This window comes from Pseudomonas sp. S2_B10 (assembly GCF_054668425.1).
The window spans coordinates 527,685-548,693 of the sequence record NZ_CP162768.1 but is presented as its reverse complement, the minus strand read 5'-3'; the positions used below and the strand labels follow the sequence as shown (position 1 = coordinate 548,693).

Sequence of the window (21,009 nt, the reverse complement as noted above, 5' to 3'; positions counted from 1 at the left end):
AGCCTGCTCGCGAAGGCCGAAGGCCTGGCTGTCAGCGTTTCACCGCCGTCGGCCTGTGCAACTCCGCCCGCTTGCTCAACAAATCAAACACCGCCGGATAGGCCGGCCGTTCGATGTAGCGTCCGGCGCCGCGTTCGGCGCGCAGGTCGCCGTCGGCCCAGACCACGCGGCCCTGGCTGACGGTGTGGCTCGGCACGCCGCGCACGGTCTTGCCTTCGAAGATGTTGAAGTCCACCTGCTGATGGTGGGTCTTGGCGGAAATGGTCCGTGTGCCTTGCGGATCCCACAGCACCAAATCGGCATCGGCGCCCACGCGGATCGCACCTTTGCGTGGATAGAGATTGAAAATCTTCGCGGTGTTGGTGGAGGTCAGCGCGACGAAATCCTGCATCGACAATCGTCCGGAGTTGACGCCTTCATCCCACAACACTGCCATGCGGTCTTCGATGCCGGCGGTGCCGTTGGGAATCTTGCTGAAGTCGTCGCGCCCGGCGGCTTTCTGCTCGGCGCAAAAGCAGCAGTGGTCGGTGGCGGTGGTGTGCAGATTGCCGTTCTGCAGCCCGTGCCACAGCGCCTCCTGATGGCCGCGCGGACGGAACGGCGGGCTCATCACGTAGCCGGCGGCGGTCTGCCAGTCCGGGTGTTGATAGACGCTGTCGTCGAGCAGCAAGTGCCCGGCCAGCACCTCGCCGTACACCGGCTGGCCCTTGCTGCGGGCATAGGTGATTTCGTCCAGAGCTTCCTTGGTGGAAACGTGCACCAGGTACAACGGCGTGCCGATGGTTTCGGCGATACGGATCGCCCGGCTCGCGGCTTCACCTTCGACCTGCGAAGGTCGCGACAGCGGATGCGCTTCCGGCCCGGTAATGCCCTGAGCCATCAGCTTGCGTTGCAGGTGATAGACCAGCTCGCCATTTTCCGCGTGCACGGTCGGCACCGCACCGAGTTCCAGGCAGCGCTCGAAACTCGCCACCAGAGTGTCGTCGGCGGCCATGATCGCGTTCTTGTAGGCCATGAAGTGCTTGAAGCTGTTGATGCCGTGGTGGCTGACCAGCTCGGCCATTTCCTCGCGCACCTGCTCGCTCCACCAAGTGATCGCGACGTGGAAGCCATAGTCCGACGCAGACTTTTGCGCCCAGCCGCGCCACTGATGAAACGCTTCCATCAGCGATTGCTGCGGATTGGGAATGACGAAGTCAATGATCGAGGTAGTGCCGCCGGCCAGACCGGCTGCAGTGCCGCTGTAGAAGTCCTCACTGGCAACGGTGCCCATGAACGGCAACTGCATGTGCGTATGCGGATCGATGCCGCCGGGCATCAGGTACTGGCCACTGCCGTCGAGCACTTCTGCGCCGGCGGGAATGTCGAGGTTTTCACCAATGGCTTTGATCACGCCGTCAGCGCAATAGACGTCGGCGCGGTAACTTTCATCATGGGTAACAACGGTGGCGCCACGGATCAACAGAGACATTCCGGATTCCTCGCAGGCATGACCGACTTGTGCCGGTTCTAAATGTTTTATTGAAGTACAGCGGCGCAGTTCGTATTCCTGTCATCGCTGTCAGGAATAGAAACTAGTCGCGATTTCAAGAATGATCAAGAATATTTTTTATAAGCTTATAGCTGTTTCAAGCTATTGATAAATAAAGATAAAAACGAGAAATCACCAAAATGGGTAGGGCGCTCACCATTTTGACGCACTTGACAGGATGGAAATATGAGCAAGATTTCCTATGTGAAATCAGCCGCTTGAAGTTGTGCTGCGGTTGCGGGTTCACCGACAAAAATAAATGCAGTGCACCAGTTTGAGTCCTGACACTTCGGACAACTTGCCCGACGTTTAGCCTGAGCGTTCAGACAAGTTTTCCCGGACTCATCGAATATTCAATTAAAACTGATGAATATCAGAAAGTTGCAAAGCGTCCAGTGCACCGCCCAAGCGTTCAGCGCGAGAATCGGCACGTTTATTGATGCCGCCGCTGACACCATGGCCGGTGCATGAAAGTTGTCAGTTCCTCCGGCCATCGTCCGGCTGGCGTCGTGCGCGCCAACCGCCTGATGAGCAAAAAATAATCAGAAGAACAGTGGAGCGGCCATGCAACAGATCAGATCACAAGTGACCGAGCGCGACGGCTTGTTCGAGCTCGAAGCCGGCAGTGACGTCCTCGACAGCCCCCGTTACAACCACGACATGGCACCGACCAAGGTGCGTGAACGCACCTGGAACAAATGGCACATCACCGCGCTGTGGGTCGGGATGTCGATTTGCGTGCCGACCTACACCCTCGGCGGCGTGCTCACCGCGTATTTCGGCTTGAGCGTCGGCGAAGCGCTATTGGCGATTCTGTTTGCCAACGTCATTGTGTTGATTCCGCTGACCCTCAACGCCTTCCCGGGCACCAAATACGGCATTCCGTTTCCGGTGCTGCTGCGTTCGTCGTTCGGCATTCTCGGCTCCAACGTGCCGTGCCTGATCCGCGCGTTGGTGGCGTGTGGCTGGTTCGGCATCCAGACCATGTTCGGCGGACTGGCGATTCACCTGTTCCTCGGCTCGGTGTTCGAGGGCTGGAAATCCCTCGGCGGAACCGGCGAGGTCATCGGTTTCATGGTGTTCTGGGCGCTGAATCTGTGGGTGGTGATTCGCGGCGCCGAGTCGATCAAATGGCTGGAAACCTTGTCGGCGCCGTTGTTGGTGGCGGTGGGCATTGGCCTGCTGGTGTGGGCGATGCCCAATGTGTCGATGACTGAATTGCTGGCGATCCCGCCCAAGCGTCCGGAAGGCGCCAGCGTGGTCAGTTATTTCGCGGCAGGGCTGACGGCAATGGTCGGCTTCTGGGCCACGCTGTCGCTGAATATTCCCGACTTCAGTCGCTACGCCAAGAGCCAGAAGGATCAGATCCTCGGGCAGATTTTCGGTCTGCCGCTGACCATGTTTCTCTTCGCTGCGCTGGGCGTGGTGATGACCGCCGCATCGGTGAAACTGGTCGGCGTCACCGTGTCCGACCCGGTCACGCTGATAGGCCATATCCAGAGCCCGGTGTGGGTCGCTGTGGCCATGGCGTTGATCATCGTTGCCACACTGTCGACCAACACCGCCGCCAATATCGTCTCGCCGACCAATGACTTTCAGAACATCGCGCCGAAGGTGATCAACCGCACCAAAGCGGTGTTGCTCACCGGTCTGGTCGGGCTGGTGCTGATGGGCCATGAACTGCTGAAAAAGCTTGGCCTGATCGTTTCCGACATCAGCCTGGAAACCGTGTACTCAAACTGGCTGCTGGGCTACTCGAGCCTGCTCGGGCCGATCGCCGGGATCATGGTGGTGGATTATTTCCTGATCAAGAAACAGCGACTGGACCTCGCCGGGCTGTACCGCGATGACGTGTATCCGGCGTGGAACTGGGCCGGTTTTCTCGCCTTTGGCGTGCCGGTGGCGCTGACTCTGCTGTCGCTGGGCAGCGACGCGTTCAGCTGGTTCTACAGCTATGGCTGGTTCACCGGCTCGGCGTTGGGCGGAATTATTTATTACGGGTTGTGCGTGATGCGGGCGCAGCCTTCGGTCGTGAAAACAGCGGTGTGAGCAAGGCCTTTTCGCGAGCAGGCTCGCTCCCACATTGGAAATGCATTCTCACTGTGGGAGCGAGCCTGCTCGCGAAGGCGATGCTCCATACACCGCCGAAACTGATCGTTCCCACGCTCTGCGTGGGAATGCAGCCTGGGACGCTCCGCGTCCCAACAGCGGACGCAGAGCGTCCATGGATGAATGCCCACGCAGAGCATGGGCACTATCGGCATCAGCATTGAGGAGATCCCCATGAACGCAGCCGTCGACGTTCTGCAATCCACCCATCAGCACATCAACCGCGATCGCCTCTGGGCCTCGCTCATGGAACTGGCGAAACTCGGCGCCACGGTCAAGGGCGGCGTCTGTCGCCTGGCCCTGACCGACCTCGACCGCCAGGCGCGCGACCTGTTCGTGCAGTGGTGCAAGGACGCCGGTTGCAACGTCACGGTCGATGCCGTCGGCAACATTTTCGCCCGGCGTGCCGGGCGCAACCCGAACCTGCCGCCGGTCATGACCGGCAGCCACATCGACACCCAGCCCACCGGCGGCAAGTTCGACGGCTGCTTCGGCGTGCTCGCCGGCGTCGAAGTGCTGCGCACCCTCAACGACCTCGGCGTGGAAACCGAAGCGCCGCTGGAAGTGGTGGTCTGGACCAACGAAGAGGGCTCACGCTTCGCCCCGTGCATGATGGGCTCAGGGGTCTTCGCCGAGAAATTCACCCTCGAAGAAACCCTCGCCAAGGTCGATGCCGACGGCGTCACCGTCGGCGAAGCACTGAATGCGATCGGCTACGCCGGCCCGCGCAAGGTTAGCGGGCACGCGGTTGGCGCGTATTTCGAAGCGCACATCGAACAAGGCCCGATTCTCGAGGACGAAGAGAAAACCATCGGCGTGGTACTCGGCGCGCTCGGGCAGAAGTGGTTCGACCTGAAATTGCGCGGCGTCGAAGCCCACGCCGGCCCGACGCCGATGCACCTGCGCAAGGACGCCCTGGTCGGTGCCTCGGTGATCGTCGGCGCCGTCAACCGCGCCGCCCTCGGCCATCAGCCCCACGCCTGTGGCACGGTCGGCTGCCTGCAAGCCTATCCCGGCTCGCGCAACGTGATTCCCGGCGAAGTGCGCATGACTCTGGATTTTCGCCACCTGGAGCCGGCGCGGCTGGATTCGATGATTGCCGAAGTGAAACAAGTGATCGAGGCGACCTGCGAAGAGCACGGCCTTTCTTACGAATTGACCCCGACCGCCGACTTCCCGCCGCTGTACTTCGAAAAGGGCTGCGTGGAAGCGGTGCGCGGCGCAGCGAAAGGGCTGGGTCTGTCGCACATGGACATCGTCAGTGGCGCCGGGCATGACGCGATTTTCCTCGCCGAGCTCGGCCCGGCGGGAATGATTTTTGTGCCATGCGAGGGCGGGATCAGCCACAACGAAATCGAGAATGCCGCGCCGGATGATCTGGCAGCGGGGTGCGCGGTGTTGTTGCGGGCGATGCTCGCGGCGTCGGCGATGGTGGCGGCCAGCGAGCGTGCCGCCTAAGGTAAACACACCCAGTAAACCTGTGGGAGCGAGCGTGCTCGCGAATGCGCCGGGTCAGCCACCGAATGGTCTGTCTGACCCAGCGCTTTCGCGAGCAGGCTCGCTCCCACAGGGGGTTTTTGGCGATTTTGGGGTTGTGGCACGATCCCGAGCCGCCGCGGTCGTACTCTTCACCTAGCCGCATCACAGTGTGGAGATCCAATGAGCCAGGAAGTCCTGACCACCGAAACCAACCGTCGCCAGTTGCAGCAGATCATTGCCGGGCTGTCGGACGGGGTGATTCTGCTGGAACTCGACAAAAGCATTCTCTGGGCCAACGAAGCGGCGCTGACCATGCACGGTGTCAGCACCATCGGTGATCTGGGCAGTAACGCCGACGAGTACGCCAGACGCTTCACGCTGCGCTATCGCAATAATCATGTCTTGCCGCCGGACAACTACCCGATCAGCCGCGTCGCCCGCTGCGAGGCGTTCAATGATGTGCTGATTGAAGTTTCGTCCGTGGACGACCCGGAGCGGGTCTGGGTGCACAGTGTGCGCAGCATGGTGCTGACCGACCGCGTCGGCCAGCCCGAGTCGCTGGTGCTGATCATGAGCGACGTCACCGATTGGGCCAACGCTGAGCTGCGTTTCGAAAAAACCTTCAATGCCAACCCTGCGCCGGCAGTGATCTGCCGACTCAGCGATTTGCGTTACATCAAGGTCAACCCGGGCTTTCTGGAAATGACCGGCTATACCCGCGATCAGGTGATCGGCACTTCGGCTTACGAAATCGATATCTTCGAGCAGGCGGATCAGCGCGATCTGGCTGTTCAGCGTTTGCGCGATGTCGCGACCATTCCGCAGATGCAGGCAGAACTGCGCCTCCCGGACGGTGGCAGTAAACAGGTGATCGTTGCCGGTCAGCCGCTGCTGCTCAATGACGAGAATTGCATGCTGTTCTCCTTCGTCGACATGGAGCCTCGGCGCCGGGTCGAAGTGGCCTTGCGTCAGAGCGAGGAGCGCTTTGCCAAGGCTTTTCGTCTGACGCCGGTACCGATTTTGATCTGCACCGCTGATAAGCAGGAGGTCATCGATGTCAATCAGGCGTTCCTCGATACCCTGGCCTATGACAGCGATGACGTACTCGGCAAAACCGTGACGCAATTGAGCTTCATCCACGATGACAGCGCGCGCACGCGCCTGCTGTCGGCGCTGGCGAAGAACGGTCGGGTCGATCGGGTCGACGTGCCCGTGCGCAAGAAGGACGAGGAGTTGCTGGAGTGTGCGGTCTCGGCTGACACGGTTAATATCCATGATACGTCCTGCTATCTGCTGGTGTTGATGGACATGACCGAGCGCAAGCGCACTGAGCTTGAGCTGGTCGCGGCGATTGAAGAGGTGATGAAGGATGCGTCGTGGTTCAGCCGAACGCTGATCGAGAAGCTGGCCAACGTGAAGAAGATCAACTCGCCGCAGCTGCCCAGTGCCTCATTCACTGACCTGACGGCCCGTGAGCGCGATGTCCTGGGCTTGATCTGTGAAGGTCTGGCAGACAAGGAGATCGCTGCGCGGTTGAAGCTGGCGCCCAATACCGTGCGCAATCATGTGGCCACCGTGTACTCGAAAATTGATGTGCATAGCCGCAGCGAGGCGATCGTCTGGGCTCGAGAGCGCGGTTTGTTTTCGGGAGAGTGGGGCACCAAGGGCCAGCGCTGAGGGGTGCAAATGCACTAATTACAAGGGTGCAAATTCATGTATTGGCCAAGGCGTTGTGTTCTTAGGCTGGTGGGGTGCGGTGTGGGCCATTTCGGGCCTGCGATCGTGCCCCTTTTGAAACAGTCATAGGAACAACGTCAATGATGAATCTTGCGCAGTTGCGCGCTCGGCTCGAGCACAGTTTTGCGCCGCTGGCTTGTGAGTGTTCGGTGGATGGTGATCATTCGCTGACGGTCAAGTTGTATCACCGGGATTCGGGGCAGGTGGATCTGGTGATCAGTGGGCTGGATCTGGCTTCGCTGCGTACGCCCGGGGCGGTCGAGGCGTTGGTGGGGGAGTTGCGGTATGAGCTTGAGAGCAATTCCTTGCGTTCTTCGCGGGATCCGGATTTGGCTTAAGCGCGCTTTGGTCTTGGCGGCCTTTGGGCCGGCCATGCTCTGGGGGGGGGTGGGTGTATATCTGTTTTTTTGGGTGTTGCGGCTGGCGGTTTCGTCCTTACGGCGAGTCCCTTTTGGCAAACGCCCCAAAAGGAACCAAAAGGTCTTCGCCCTGACGTTCGGCCCGCTCGCTGAGGCTCGGGGTTCCTTCGCTCCGGGATCGATCCTGGCGCAGCGGCTCCGGTTTGCTTCGCTGCACCTACACTCGCTGTGTACGACTGCGTCGTACGGTCGCTGCGCTCCCACGCCCGGATCAATCCCTCCACTCAGCCTGCCGACGGGCTCCAAGATCAAGATCAAAAGCGGTACTCGAGCTAACGCGCATCGTGTGTAGGAGCTGCCGAAGGCTGCGATCTTTTGATTTTGATTTTGATTTTCTGTGGGAGCGAGCCTGCTCGCGAAGGCGGCCTGACAGCCGACCTGGTTGTTACTGAACTCACTCGATCAAACCTGTGGGAGTGAGCCTGCTCGCGATGAGGCTCTCGCCGACAACCATCATCTCAATCCAGCCCTCTGCCGGACAATCCCCGCAAAACCGACAGCCAATCCCAGCCAATCTCCCCAATCCACTGGCGCTAACAAGGCGCTCAGCTATAAAGAATGAGTGGTCAGGTCTTCCGTGGCCGGTTGGGTTGCGGGAGTTTGTCTCTCTTTACCGCGGGTCGTCCTATGAATAATCCTGGGAAACGCGTATTGCCGTTGGCTTTTCTTGCTGTGCTGTTGGCCGGTTGTGCCAGTCCTCCACCCCCTGCGCCTGTCGCGCCGCCGCCACCGCCGGAACGTCGGTGTGAGGTGCTGGAAAATACTGAGGTTGCCGGGGATGTGTATGTGGATGGGCAGGTGACGCGTCACATCACCACTACGCGTTGCATAACCCAATAAGCCGGCCAATCCCGCGGATGCAGGAGTTCTGGATTTCGGCACCGCCCCTGTGGGAGCGAGCCTGCTCGCGAATGCGTGGTATCAGTCAAAACATAGCTGACTGACACAACGCCTTCGCGAGCAGGCTCGCTCCCACACGGGTTAGCAATTTGCCCTGGATATCAGGACAGGAACCCGCCATCCACATTCAGCGCCACGCCAGTGGTGTAGCTCGACGCATCGCTGGCCAGGTACAGCACCGCGCCGGCCATTTCGCTTGGATCGGCTACGCGTTTGAGCGGGATCTGGGTCAGTGCCTGTTTCAGAATCGCATCGTTCTTGACGAGCGCCGAGGCGAATTTGGTGTCGGTCAGGCCGGGGAGCAGGGCGTTGCAGCGGATGCCGAATTGCGCGCATTCCTTGGCGAAGACTTTGGTCATGTTGATGACCGCCGCTTTGGTTACCGAATAGATGCCTTGGAAGATGCCCGGCGAGATGCCGTTGATCGACGCGACGTTGATGATGCTGCCGCCACCGTTTTCGCGCATGAGCTTGCCGGCTTCGACCGACATGAAGAAGTAGCCGCGAATGTTCACATCGACGGTCTTCTGGAACGCCCCCAGATCGGTGTCCAGCACGTTGCAGAATTGCGGGTTGGTCGCGGCGTTGTTGACCAGGATGTCGAGGCGGCCGAATTGTTCCTTGATCCCGGCGAAGACCTGGCTGATCTGCTCCATCTCACCGATGTGGCAGGCCACGGCTGTCGCCTTGCCGCCGGCGGCGATGATGGCGTCGGCGACGTGTTGGCAGCCTTCGAGCTTGCGGCTCGAGACGATCACGTGGGCGCCTTGCTGGGCCAGCAGTTTGGCGATGGCTTCACCGATGCCACGGCTGGCGCCGGAGACGAAAGCGATTTTGCCGTCGAGGTCGAACAACTGAGTCTTGGACATGGGTTTCCCTTGTTGAAAGTCTTGTTATTGGCCCGGATCAGAGGCTGGATTTCTGAATGACCTGCAGGCTCATCTGCTCCAGCAGTTTGTTCATGTGAATGAACTGCGCGAAGCGTTTGTCCTGTGTCTGGCCATGGTAGAAGCGGTAGTAGATCTGCTGCACGATGCCGGCCAGGCGGAACAGGCCGTAGGTGTAGTAGAAGTCGAAATTGTCGATGCGGATGCCCGAGCGCTCGGCGTAGTAGTCGACGAATTCGCGGCGGGTCAGCATGCCCGGCGCGTGGCTTGGCTGGCGGCGCATCAGTTGCACCGGTGCCGGGTCGCCGGCTTCGATCCAGTAGGCGAGGGTGTTGCCCAGGTCCATCAGCGGGTCGCCGAGGGTGGTCAGTTCCCAGTCGAGCACGCCGATAATTTGCATCGGATTGGCCGGGTCGAGAATGACGTTGTCGAAGCGGTAGTCGTTGTGGACGATGCTCGACGTCGGGTGGTCGGCCGGCATCTTGTCGTTGAGCCAGGCTTTGACCGCTTCCCAGTGCGGCGCGTCCGGGGTCAGGGCTTTTTCGTAGCGCTCGCTCCAGCCCTTGATCTGCCGGGCGACGTAGCCTTCAGGCTTGCCCAGATCGCCGAGGCCGCAGGCGTTGTAATCGACCCGATGCAGTTCGACGAATCGGTCGATGAAGCTTTTGCACAGCGCTTCGGTTTTCGCCGAATCGAGGCCCAACTCCGGCGGCAACTCAGCGCGCAGGATGATGCCCTTGACCCGTTCCATCACATAGAACTCGGCGCCGATAACGGCTTCGTCGGTGCAATGCACGTAGGCCTTCGGGCAATACGGAAAGCCCTCGCGCAGTTGGTTGAGAATGCGGAACTCACGGCCCATGTCGTGGGCGGATTTGGCTTTGTGGCCAAACGGCGGACGGCGCAGAACGAATTCTTGCTCGGGGTATTCCAGCAGGTAGGTCAGGTTCGACGCGCCGCCAGGAAACTGGCTGATCTGCGGCGTGCCGGTCAGGCCGGGAATGTGCGCCTTGAGGTACGGATCGATCAGGCTGGCATCGAGTTCTTCGCCCGCGCGGATCCGGGTGGACTGGTCAGTAAGCGCCATGCTTATCCCTTCTGCTTATTTTGGAGGCCAGACATCATTGGCTAATCTAATGGCGCGCTCGGGTGCTCACAAGCGCGGGTCGGTCTTATAGGTTAGCGTGTTGCTGGATAATCAACTTTGAGAATGGGGCAAAGATCGGCGCGGTTCGACGATGCCACGCGCGTTAATGCACGCGCTGGTTGTTCAACTTGGGCGGCAAGGCGACGGGAGTCAGCACCGGTTGCCCGGAGAAAAACGCCATCAGGTTTTTCCCCACCAGTTCAACGGTGCCTTGCGTGGCTTCGGGGGAAAGCCCAGCGACGTGGGGAGTCAGCACAACGTTGCTGAGGTGTTTCAGGGCATCAGGCACTTCCGGTTCGTGATCGAACACGTCCAGTGCAGCGCCGGCGATACGACGTTGCTCAAGTGCGGTGATCAGGTCTGCCGTTGCGATAACGCTGGCGCGGGCGATGTTGACGATAAAACCCTTGGGGCCGAGCGCATCGAGCACAGCTCGCGTCACCAGATGTTGTGTAGCAATGCCACCGGGCGTGGCAACGACCAGAAAGTCCGAGGCTCGCGCCAGATCGGTGGGTGTCGAGCAGAACGCATAAGCGACTTCGCTGCGCACCTGGCGGCTGTGGTAGCTGACCTGCATGTCGAACCCGAGCTCCGCACGTTTGGCAATCGCCATGCCCACTGCGCCCAGCCCGAGGATGCCCAGACGCTTGCCGGCCAGCGACGGGCGCATGATTTTCGGCCATTCACCGCGGCGCACGGCTGCATCGCAGCGCGGGATATCGCGGACCAATGCCAGCAGCAACGCCATCGCATGATCGGCCACTGACGAGGCGTTGACTCCGGCGCCATTGGTGACGGTGATCCCACGGTCACTGGCCGCTTGCAGATCGACCTGTTCATAACCGGCGCCGATCACCGTGATGATTTTCAGGGCGGGCAGGGCGCTGATCTCTTGCGCAGTCAGGCCCAGTGGGCCGCGAGTGAGCACGGCATCAATGCGGCTGCCATGGGTGGCGATGGCTTGCGCACGTTCGGCTGGCGTTGGTGCGAGGATCAGGTGGAATCCCTGATGCTCAAGAATCGGCAGATAGTCATTGATCGTTTCAACCAGTACCAGAACGGTTGCGGGCATTGCGCGGCTCCTGTGATTGGCGGCGGGTGGGTCGCGAAAGTCGACTCAGAGTGCTGAATCCGCAGCGGCTTGGCAATCGTTGCATTCACGCAGTGGTGCTTTGATTCTGGACGGGTTCGTGGAACAAGCAAGTACGCAGGCATGGGCGCTGCGAATCAGCTGACGTATTGCGCAATGCCGTTGCCAAACGACCAGTTCTCTTTCTTTACCTCCAGCAGATTGATGAACACATCCTCCAGGCGAATACCCAGTTGCGCATGCAGGCTCTCGGCAATGGTCTTGAACAGCAATTGTTTCTTTTCCACGCTGCGCCCTTCGCTGATGGTGATCTGGATGAACACCACGCCGTCGCTGCGCTCGATGCCGAGGTATTGCGGGTCGTACACGAAGTGCTGGCCGTCGTGCTCGTTGAGAATCTGGAAGTTGTCGTGCTCGGGCACATCGATACAGGTGCGCAGGGCGGCGTAGATCTGTTCGCCGATGCGCCTGGCGAAAGTGGGGTCTGGGTTTTGCTGGATGTCGACGCGGACCAGTGGCATGGGAGGCTCCTTGGGTTATGGCTTCTCTCACGCTAGATCAATGGCGGAGTTCTGGCAGGTAGTTGGTCTGGAATATTGCGGACCACTCGTATGAGGAGGCTTACGTGAATCGCGGATTTTGCCTACGGGGATGGCAGATGCGTCTGCTGGTCAGCGTGAATGGAACAGTTTGATGATAAGGGCATGACGATAGCCGTCGATGTGCATGCAAATGCTGACACCGATCCGCCAGCAGCCAAGGAGGGCAAATGTTCCATAACGATCGCGAAAATCTGGAGCTAGACAGGCTGGAAAACGAATCAAGGAAACTCGTGGCTGAATGGAAAAAGCTTCAGGTTGAAGAGAAAAAGTTATCAAGGGAGACGAAGCTCTATCCAATTGCAGTGTTTGGTGGAGTCTTGACTGCAATCACCGCAGTGGCAGGGTTTTTCTTCAAGTTGTGAGTCTTCATGCTTCACGACCGTCAGGCGCATTATTCAAAGGTTAATCAGTATGAGCACATATGACCGTAAGGCACGACTGGAGCAAATTGAGCGAGAGTTCGCAGAATATGACGAAGCGTTGCGCAATAGAGACAAGCGCGAAAATGGCAAGCTCTGGTTGCTTTTCGGCTTCGGGCTGTACTGCGTTTTATTGGGTTTCATGCTCGGCATATCGCTCTAGGCGCATTCGATGACGCATGGGTGGGTGCAAAACGTATCCGTTTGCGGCATCCGACGTATCCATAAACGACCTTGTTTTTTCTATAAACGACCATCCTTGGATCTGCTCCGCACAACCATTCCTCAGCTAAGTCTTTGCTTGCATTGATTTATCACGGAGAATCGCGCCCCTGTTTCGGCCGGAGCATGTCTGTCGGTTTTTTCCGACGCGTCCTGACCGAGTGGCAAGTGACCGGAATGCGGAGATCCGACCGGATGAATGATCAGGCCAATAGCCTCGAAAAGCGCTTCGACGCAGCAGCACCCGCTGAACTTTCGAGCTGGAATCGCCAGGACACCACCTGGATGCTGGGACTGTTTGGGACGGCCATTGGCGCCGGCACCCTGTTTTTGCCGATCAACGCAGGATTGGGTGGCTTCTGGCCGCTGGTGATCCTCGCGCTGCTGGCCTTCCCGATGACGTTTTACGCGCACCGTGGCCTGACCCGTTTTGTGCTGTCCGGTCGCGAAGGCGCCGATATCACCGAAGTGGTCGAGCAGCATTTCGGTATCAAGGCCGGTGCCTTGATCACGCTGCTGTACTTCTTTGCCATCTTCCCGATCCTGCTGATCTACAGCGTCGGCCTGACCAACACGGTCGCCAGTTTCCTCGAACACCAACTGCACATCACGCCGCCACCGCGCGCGCTGCTCTCGTTCGTGCTGATTCTCGGCCTGCTGGCCGTCGTGCGTTGCGGCGAGCAGGCGATCGTCAAGGCCATGAGCCTGATGGTCTATCCGTTCATCGTTGCGCTGCTGTTCCTCGCCGTGTACCTGATTCCGCACTGGAACGGCGGCATCCTCGCCACCGCCGCGCAAGTGCCGGCGCCGTCAGCGCTGCTGCACACGCTGTGGCTGGCGATTACGGTGATGGTGTTCTCGTTCAACCATTCGCCGATTATCTCGGCGTTCGCGATGGATCAGAAGCGTCGTTACGGTGTGCATGCTGACGAGCGCAGCTCGCAGATCCTCGCGCGCGCTCATGCATTGATGGTCATTTTGGTGCTGTTCTTCGTATTCAGTTGCGTGCTGACCCTGTCGCCAGAGCAACTGGCTGAGGCAAAAGAGCAGAATCTGTCGATCCTGTCGTACCTGGCCAACCACTTCAGCAACCCGACCATCGAGTTTGCGGCGCCGTTGATTGCGTTTGTGGCGATCTCCAAGTCGTTCCTCGGTCATTACATCGGGGCCAGCGAAGGCCTCAAGGGCCTGATCGTCAAGAGCGGCAAACGTCCGGGCGCCAAGGCGCTGGATCGCATCGTGGCGGCGTTCATGCTGGTGATCTGCTGGATCGTCGCAACGCTTGATCCGAGCATCCTGGGCATGATCGAAACGGTCGGTGGGCCGGTGATTGCGGCGATTCTGTTCCTGATGCCGATGTACGCGATTCGCAAGGTGCCAGCGATGGCGCGCTATCGCGGTCAGGCGTCGAACGTGTTTGTTACCGCGGTGGGACTGGTGGCGATTTCGGCGCTGGTTTACAAGCTGGCTGTCTGACCTGTCACTGATCGTTCCCACGCTCTGCGTGGGAATGCCTCTTGTGACGCTCTGCGTCACGCTTGGGGACGCAGAGCGTCCGGGGCTGCGTTCCAACGCAGAGCGTGGGAACGATCAGAATGCTTGCCCGGCAGGCATAAAAAAACGCCGCTCATCTCACGATGGGCGGCGTTTTTTATGGCCTTGCAGCGTTAGGCTTGAACGACCGGGATCTTGGCGTTCGCAGCAGCTTCACGGAACTCGGCGATCTGGTCGAAGGACAGGTAGCGGTAGACATCGGCCGCCATGCTGTCGATCTTGCCAGCGTATTCCATGTACTCCTCGACGGTCGGCAGGCGACCCAGGATCGAAGCAACGGACGCGAGCTCGGCCGAGGCCAGGTAGACGTTCGCGCCGTCGCCCAGACGGTTCGGGAAGTTACGGGTCGACGTCGAGACCACGGTGCTGTTCGGCTCAACGCGTGCCTGGTTACCCATGCACAGCGAGCAGCCTGGCATTTCCATGCGAGCGCCAGCCTTGCCGTAGATGCCGTAGTAGCCTTCTTCGGTCAGTTGGTGAGCGTCCATCTTGGTCGGCGGCGACAGCCACAGACGGGTTGGCAGCTGACCCTTGACCTGATCCAGCAGTTTACCGGCAGCGCGGAAGTGACCGATGTTGGTCATGCACGAACCGATGAACACTTCGTCGATTTTCTCGCCAGCAACGCTGGACAGCAGACGGGCGTCGTCCGGATCGTTCGGCGCGCAGAGCACAGGCTCGTTGATCTCGGCCAGATCGATTTCGATGACTTCGGCGTATTCGGCGTCGGCATCGGCTTCCATCAGCTCAGGATTGGCGATCCAGGCTTCCATCGCTTGAGCACGACGTTCCAGGGTACGCGCATCGCCGTAGCCTTCGCCGATCATCCAGCGCAGCAGGGTGATGTTGGACTGCAGGTACTCGGTGATCGACTCTTTCGACAGCTTGATGGTGCAACCGGCAGCCGAACGTTCGGCCGAGGCGTCGGACAGTTCGAACGCCTGCTCCAGGGTCAGACCTTCCAGACCTTCGATTTCCAGGATGCGGCCGGAGAAGGCGTTTTTCTTGCCTTTCTTCTCGACGGTCAGCAGACCGTTCTGGATAGCGAAGTACGGAATGGCATGAACCAGGTCACGCAGGGTGATGCCAGGTTTCATCTTGCCTTTGAAACGCACCAGGATCGATTCCGGCATGTCCAGCGGCATGACGCCAGTGGCAGCGGCGAACGCGACCAGACCGGAACCGGCCGGGAACGAGATGCCCATCGGGAAACGGGTGTGCGAGTCACCACCGGTACCGACGGTGTCCGGCAGCAGCATGCGGTTCAGCCACGAGTGGATGATGCCGTCGCCCGGACGCAGGGAAACGCCGCCGCGGGTCATGATGAAGTCAGGCAGGGTGTGGTGGGTGGTCACGTCGATCGGCTTTGGATAAGCCGCGGTGTGGCAGAACGACTGCATCACCAGATCAGCGGAGAAGCCCAGGCACGCCAGGTCTTTCAGTTCGTCACGGGTCATTGGACCGGTGGTGTCCTGAGAACCCACGGTGGTCATCTTCGGTTCGCAGTAGGTGCCAGGACGCACGCCCTGGCCTTCTGCCAGACCGCAAGCCTTGCCGACCATTTTCTGCGCCAGGGTGAAACCCTTGGTGCTTTCAGCCGGAGCTTCCGGCTTCTTGAACAGGTCGAACGGCGGCAGACCCAATTCGGCGCGAGCCTTCTCGGTCAGGCCACGGCCGATGATCAGCGGGATACGACCGCCGGCACGGACTTCGTCCAGCAGCACCGGGGTTTTCATTTCGAAAGTGGTGATGACTTCGTCGGTACCGTGCTTGCAGACTTTGCCAGCGTGCGGGTACAGGTCGATCACGTCGCCCATGTTCATGTTCGACACGTCGAACTCGATTGGCAGGGCGCCGGCATCTTCCATGGTGTTGTAGAAGATCGGAGCGATCTTGCTGCCGAAGCAGAAACCGCCAGCGCGCTTGTTCGGCACGTACGGGATGTCGTCGCCGAAGAACCACAGCACCGAGTTGGTGGCCGATTTACGCGAGGAACCGGTACCGACCACGTCACCGACGTAGGCGATCGGGAAGCCCTGGCCGCGCATTTCTTCGATCTGCTTCATCGGGCCGGTCTTGCCTTGCTCGTCCGGAACGATGCCGTCACGGGCCATTTTCAGCATGGCCAGGGCGTGCAGCGGGATATCAGGACGCGACCAGGCGTCTGGCGCAGGGGAGAGGTCGTCGGTGTTGGTTTCGCCGGTGACCTTGAATACGCGCAGGCTGATCTTGTCGGCCAGCACCGGGCGCTTCTTGAACCACTCGCCGTCAGCCCAGGATTGCAGCACGGCCTTGGCGTGAACGTTGCCGTTCTTGGCTTTTTCGGCGACGTCGTGGAAGGCGTCGAACATCAGCAGGGTGTGCTTGAGTTCTTCGGCGGCGACTGGCGCCAGCTCGGCGTCGTCCAGCAGTTCAACGAGGGTGACGATGTTGTAGCCGCCCTGCATGGTGCCGAGCAGTTCTACAGCGCGTTTCTTGTCCAGCAGAGGGGAGGTGGCTTCGCCCTTGGCCAGGGCAGACAGGAAACCGGCCTTGACGTAAGCGGCTTCGTCCACTCCAGGCGGTACGCGATTGGTGATCAGGTCAACGAGGAAAGCTTCTTCGCCAGCCGGAGGGTTCTTCAGCAGCTCGATCAGGCCTGCTGTTTGTTCGGCGTTAAGCGGCTGGGGAACGATACCCAGGGCTGCACGCTCTTCGATATGTTTGCGGTAGGCTTCAAGCACAGTTATTACCCTCATCAGTGGTCCCAAATGGGTGTCCGGGACGCTCATCCCGAAATTGCCGTACTCATGCGCCTCACGACGTTGTGGGTCGTTCGGCCAGAATTACCGGCAATTCCTTACAGAAGCTGCTTTCAAAGTTTTACGCCTGCAGAACGGGGAGCTGATGAGGGTTGGCGTTGGACTTTTCCCCGCTGGAAAAACCCTTCGCCAACACCGCTCTGAAGGAACGACTGTGCTCGTGACGCTTTGAAAACAGCTTCTAACGGACATTGGCGCCTTAAAAGGCTGGCTGATTCTACGGCAAAAAAATTTTAAAGGTAAGTCGCGCTCTATTGGACTTTCGTGGCAATCAGCGCGGCCGGAGCAAACTTGCGACGCTGGCGAGACCTTGCTGTTTGAGGGGTGATCAATGCCCGACAAAGGGCTAACATGCCGGCCTGTTCCGCGTTTCAGTGTTCTGCCCATTTATGCCCAATCAGACCATCAAGACCCCCTGCGTCGGCCTCTGCTCCACCGTTTACGGTGACCTGGTGTGCCGTGGCTGCAAGCGTTTCCATCACGAAGTGATCCATTGGAACGGATACAACGAGGAGGAAAAGCGCGCGGTGTGGCTGCGTCTGGAGCAATTGCTGTCACAAGTGATGGCGAGCAAAGTCGAGATCTTCGATCCGGCGCGCCTGCGCGAGCAGCTCGAACAGCGCAAGATCCGCTTCGTACCGCATCAGTCGGAATATTGCTGGGCCTATCAGCTGATCGCCAGGGGGGCGCGGGTGATCATTAATCTCGAGGCGTACGGGATGGTGTTGCTGCCGGAATTCCGCGACTGGAACCTGCCAGAACTGCGCGATGCCATTGATCGGGAATTCTTCCTGCTGTCGGAAGCGCATTATCAGCGCTACATCGCCCCCGGCTTTCTCAAAGACGCCTTTGGCGCCTGAACAGCAAAAGATCGCAGCCTTCGGCAGCTCCTTGTATGTTCCCCACACACCAGCATGAATGAGATCTAAGCTCGCTGGTGCGACATACGAAGATGTGTTTCTGGGGGAGACCGATCGCTCCTTAAGGCAGGACTTGCTCCTGACCTTGTATGTAGAGAGGTCCCCCCGCCTCATTGCCCACCACGAAGAGTATCGAGAAGCCGACGAGTCGGACTTCGCATTACAAGGTTGCAGTGGCATGAAGTTCGAGGTCAGGGGAACCAGGAAGCATTTTTAACTCAGTTCTCTTGGAGTTGAAAGCATGAACATGCACGTCGGCTTGGATGTGGGATCTCGCACTACAGCGATGGGCTGGCGCAATGGCGGCCGCTTTGCAGGTCAGTGCAATATCGACCAGACACCGGCGGGGCGCAAAGCTGCTGTCGGCAAATTGCTTGAGCTCAAGCCTATGTCTGTGGTGATGGAAGCCACAGGAATCTACTATCTGGACTTGGCCATGGAGCTCGCTGCGGCGGGTTTGCCAGTCTCGGTTATCAATCCGAAGAGTTTTCACAACTTTGCAAAACTGATGCTGAAAAACAGCAAAACGGACGCAATCGATGCCCAGTTATTAGCTGAGTACGGCGAACGCATGAGCCCAAGGTTGTGGACGCCGCCCACTTCAATACAGCTTGAGCTACGCGCTATCGGTCGCCACATCAATCGTTTGACGGGTCATCGCACCCGCGCCAAAAACGAGCTGCATGCACTAAAAGCCACTCAAACAACTCTTCTGATGCTGATTGAAGACGAAGAAGAAGCCATCAACGCCTTTGACAAACGAATCGAGCGTTTCCGACTAGCGGGTCGTGCATTGATCGACAACTGCCCAACGTTGAGCGCCCAGTTCGCCCACATGATCGCCGCCCCTGGCATGGGTGAGATCTCAGTATTTGCGGCGCTGGCTGAACTGACGACCTTACCGGTAACGCTCAAGTCAGCGCAGGTCAGCCGCCATGCCGGACTCGATGTCCGACTCACGCAATCAGGCACCAGCATTGATAAACCCGGCCGGATAAGTAAGGGCGGCAATGCCTATTTGCGATCAGCGATGTACATGCCTGCGCTGACCGCCATACGTTGCGACCCGAACGTTAAAGCGTTTTACGAAGCCTTGGTGGCTCGAGGAAAGAGGAAGATGCAGGCTATTGTCGCAGTCATGCGCAAATACCTGACCGGACTATGGGCCTGCATGCGGGCAGGCGAAGACTTCAGTACAGCCAAGCTTTTTAGCGATAAACACACCCAAAAAGCTTGACCGTGAACAGAGTATCTACATGGGAATGCGTTCTACCTGTAGGAGCTGCCGAAGGCTGCGATCTTTTGCTCTTAATGTTTCACGGCCAGTTCCACCAGATGATCCTCAACCTCCTGCGGCTTGAGCACCAGCACATCGCTTTCCAGGGTATCCAGCACCGCTTCCGCCGTATTGCCGATCAACGCGCCTGACAAACCACTGCGCGCTACCGTGCCAATTACCGTTACCGCCGCCTGGAGCTTGTGCGCCATGAACGGGATCAGCACATCTGCCGGGCCTTCCTCGATGTGCAGGTGCTCGTCATCGACATCGAACTCCGCCTGAAACGCCCGGCACTGCTCGCGGTACTTGGCTTCTATGGTCGATTTGAGCTGAAACGTCGGGTCTGCCGCCGAGAGCATCGGCGACGGATGCGCGGTGATCACATGCAGATGCGCCTTGGCCAGACTGGCGATGTCGTAGCCGTGATCAATGATGGTGCTGTGCAGATGCCGATGCTCACCGTCGGCATTGCCGACATCGACCGCAGCCAGGATCACTTTGTCCTTCCACGAACCGGCGGTTTTTACCAGCAGCACCGGGGTAGGGCAGTGGCGCAGCAGCTTCCAGTCGGCCGGGGTCAGCAGGGCTTTTTTCAGCGAGCTGTCGGGGAAATGCTGTTTGATCACCAGGCCGCAACCCTCGGCCTGCTGCACATCGATGATGGTTTCGTGCAGGCTCTCGTTCCATGCCTGTTCGGTGGTCACGCTGTACCCTTCGGCAAGCAACGCCGCCTTGAGCACGCTGAGCAGGCCGGCGTGGTCATGCTTCTTGTCACACACCAGCAGATGCAGATGGGCCTGGGTGACACCGGCGATCAGCTTGGCGCGTTTGAGCGCCAGGCTTTCTGCATGTTCAGGTTCGATGACCACCAGAATGCTGCGAATGGCTTGCATGAGCGGAGTCTCCAGCAAAGAAAAGGCACGGCGTTGCACAACTATAGTTGCTACCCGAACGTCTGCGACTTGATGCATATCAACAGCCGTCGCTGGTGGTCTGCGGGCAGGCCGGTATAATCGGCGCCCTTCGCTCGAACACCTTTTTACCGTGAGCCCCATGATCCTTCCCGAAATCCACGAATTCCTTGGCTGCCGCACCCCCGACGCCTGGGTCCAGGCGGCATTGGCCGACCAGGAAACCCTGCTGATCGACCACAAGAACTGCGAGTTCAAGGCCGCCAGCACGGCGCTGAGCCTGATTGCCAAGTACCACGCCCATGTCGACCTGATCAACATGATGTCGCGCCTGGCCCGGGAAGAACTGGTGCACCACGAGCAAGTCATGCGCATCATGAAGCGGCGCAAGATTGAGCTGCGTCAGCTGCACGCCGGCCGCTACGCCTCGGGCCTGCGCAAAGTGGTGCGCAGTCATGAACCGGTGAAACTGGTGGATACGCTGGTGGTTGGTGCCTTCATCGAAGCGCGCAGCTGTGAACGCTTCGAAGCACTGGTGCCGCATCTGGACGAAGAACTGGGCAAGTTCTATTTCGGTTTGCTGAAAAGCGAGGCGCGGCATTTTCAGGGTTATCTGAAACTGGCCTATCAGTATGGTGATGCCAAGGATGTCGCGCAGGTGATTGAGCGCGTCCGTGCGGCCGAGCAGGAACTGATCGAATCGCCGGACGAGGAATTCCGCTTCCACAGCGGTGTGCCGGTCGCTGCATGATCGGGTAGGAGCTGCCGAAGGCTGCGATCTTTTGATCTTGTTTTTACAAATCGAAAATCAAAATATCGCAGCCTTCGGCAGCTCCTACAGAGGTCCGCAATTCAATCGGACATCATTGTCGGATTGTAAAAAAATCTTAAAAGTATGAAACATCACCGAAAACCGGCCCAAGTGGCCGGTTTTTGCTGTCTGCCGTCATCGCCTGTTTGATGAATGCCAGCATAATATCGGCCCTTCCACGTTTGGCTTGG

At 59.2% G+C, this 21,009-nt stretch carries 17 protein-coding genes; 10 read left to right on the top strand and 7 right to left on the bottom strand.

Annotated features, from left to right (window positions below; genetic code table 11):
• Nucleotides 1–31: 31 nt before the first annotated feature.
• On the bottom strand, nt 32–1,471 hold the full coding sequence (hydA, locus tag AB4O45_RS02275) for a dihydropyrimidinase (RefSeq protein WP_150635021.1): 1,440 nt from the start codon (nt 1,469–1,471) through the stop codon (nt 32–34).
• Nucleotides 1,472–2,095: 624 nt separating this feature from the next.
• Here hydA and AB4O45_RS02270 point away from each other — a divergent pair.
• The 4 genes from AB4O45_RS02270 (at nt 2,096) to AB4O45_RS02255 (ending at nt 7,194) form a co-directional block, all read left to right on the top strand.
• The gene (locus AB4O45_RS02270) at nt 2,096–3,580 is read left to right on the top strand and encodes an NCS1 family nucleobase:cation symporter-1 (RefSeq protein ID WP_460161015.1); all 1,485 of its coding nucleotides are present in this window, start codon (nt 2,096–2,098) and stop codon (nt 3,578–3,580) included.
• A 234-nt stretch (nt 3,581–3,814) separates the two neighbouring features.
• Nucleotides 3,815–5,098 (top strand): Zn-dependent hydrolase, encoded by a 1,284-nt coding sequence (locus AB4O45_RS02265; RefSeq protein ID WP_252886377.1) that lies wholly within the window; start codon nt 3,815–3,817, stop codon nt 5,096–5,098.
• A 201-nt stretch (nt 5,099–5,299) separates the two neighbouring features.
• Nucleotides 5,300–6,796 (top strand): helix-turn-helix transcriptional regulator, encoded by a 1,497-nt coding sequence (locus AB4O45_RS02260; protein WP_095180256.1) that lies wholly within the window; start codon nt 5,300–5,302, stop codon nt 6,794–6,796.
• A 140-nt stretch (nt 6,797–6,936) separates the two neighbouring features.
• Nucleotides 6,937–7,194: a DUF1652 domain-containing protein gene (locus AB4O45_RS02255; RefSeq protein WP_123442222.1), complete on the top strand. Its 258-nt coding sequence runs from the start codon at nt 6,937–6,939 to the stop codon at nt 7,192–7,194.
• A gap of 1,082 nt (nt 7,195–8,276) precedes the next feature.
• On the opposite strand, the gene AB4O45_RS02250 is transcribed toward AB4O45_RS02255, so the two are convergent.
• From AB4O45_RS02250 to AB4O45_RS02235, 4 genes are all read right to left on the bottom strand, one after another.
• The gene (locus tag AB4O45_RS02250; RefSeq protein ID WP_041480848.1) at nt 8,277–9,044 is read right to left on the bottom strand and encodes an SDR family oxidoreductase; all 768 of its coding nucleotides are present in this window, start codon (nt 9,042–9,044) and stop codon (nt 8,277–8,279) included.
• A gap of 37 nt (nt 9,045–9,081) precedes the next feature.
• Entirely contained in the window at nt 9,082–10,149 is a 1,068-nt protein-coding gene (locus AB4O45_RS02245) for a phosphotransferase family protein (RefSeq protein WP_252867796.1), read from the bottom strand.
• Nucleotides 10,150–10,312: 163 nt separating this feature from the next.
• Complete coding sequence (locus AB4O45_RS02240; RefSeq protein ID WP_252876492.1) at nt 10,313–11,281, bottom strand: 2-hydroxyacid dehydrogenase; 969 nt, start codon at nt 11,279–11,281, stop codon at nt 10,313–10,315.
• A gap of 155 nt (nt 11,282–11,436) precedes the next feature.
• Complete coding sequence (locus tag AB4O45_RS02235) at nt 11,437–11,820, bottom strand: tautomerase family protein (protein ID WP_252876491.1); 384 nt, start codon at nt 11,818–11,820, stop codon at nt 11,437–11,439.
• Between the two features lie 248 nt (nt 11,821–12,068).
• Between AB4O45_RS02235 and AB4O45_RS02230 the strand changes: the two genes are divergently transcribed.
• The 3 genes from AB4O45_RS02230 to AB4O45_RS02220 all read left to right on the top strand — a co-directional run bounded on the left by AB4O45_RS02230 (nt 12,069) and on the right by AB4O45_RS02220 (nt 14,018).
• Entirely contained in the window at nt 12,069–12,263 is a 195-nt protein-coding gene (locus tag AB4O45_RS02230; RefSeq protein ID WP_310216587.1) for an FtsB/FtsL family cell division protein, read from the top strand.
• A 49-nt stretch (nt 12,264–12,312) separates the two neighbouring features.
• The gene (locus AB4O45_RS02225) at nt 12,313–12,483 is read left to right on the top strand and encodes a hypothetical protein (RefSeq protein WP_177434191.1); all 171 of its coding nucleotides are present in this window, start codon (nt 12,313–12,315) and stop codon (nt 12,481–12,483) included.
• A gap of 254 nt (nt 12,484–12,737) precedes the next feature.
• On the top strand, nt 12,738–14,018 hold the full coding sequence (locus AB4O45_RS02220; protein WP_095180251.1) for an HAAAP family serine/threonine permease: 1,281 nt from the start codon (nt 12,738–12,740) through the stop codon (nt 14,016–14,018).
• Nucleotides 14,019–14,209: 191 nt separating this feature from the next.
• Here AB4O45_RS02220 and acnB read toward each other — a convergent pair whose 3' ends face one another.
• A complete protein-coding gene (gene acnB / locus AB4O45_RS02215) occupies nt 14,210–16,819 on the bottom strand; it encodes a bifunctional aconitate hydratase 2/2-methylisocitrate dehydratase (protein WP_039763151.1) in 2,610 nt (869 codons plus the stop codon).
• A gap of 467 nt (nt 16,820–17,286) precedes the next feature.
• Between acnB and AB4O45_RS02210 the strand changes: the two genes are divergently transcribed.
• A complete protein-coding gene (locus AB4O45_RS02210) occupies nt 17,287–17,757 on the top strand; it encodes a DUF1289 domain-containing protein (RefSeq protein ID WP_024013275.1) in 471 nt (156 codons plus the stop codon).
• 301 nt (nt 17,758–18,058) lie between these two features.
• Complete coding sequence (locus tag AB4O45_RS02205) at nt 18,059–19,054, top strand: IS110 family RNA-guided transposase (protein WP_460066159.1); 996 nt, start codon at nt 18,059–18,061, stop codon at nt 19,052–19,054.
• A 71-nt stretch (nt 19,055–19,125) separates the two neighbouring features.
• On the opposite strand, the gene AB4O45_RS02200 is transcribed toward AB4O45_RS02205, so the two are convergent.
• Nucleotides 19,126–19,989 (bottom strand): universal stress protein, encoded by an 864-nt coding sequence (locus AB4O45_RS02200; RefSeq protein WP_041480840.1) that lies wholly within the window; start codon nt 19,987–19,989, stop codon nt 19,126–19,128.
• 160 nt (nt 19,990–20,149) lie between these two features.
• Between AB4O45_RS02200 and AB4O45_RS02195 the strand changes: the two genes are divergently transcribed.
• Nucleotides 20,150–20,758, top strand: coding sequence for a MiaE family protein (locus tag AB4O45_RS02195; RefSeq protein WP_041480839.1), 609 nt, complete (start codon nt 20,150–20,152; stop codon nt 20,756–20,758).
• The last annotated feature ends 251 nt before the right edge of the window (nt 20,759–21,009 follow it).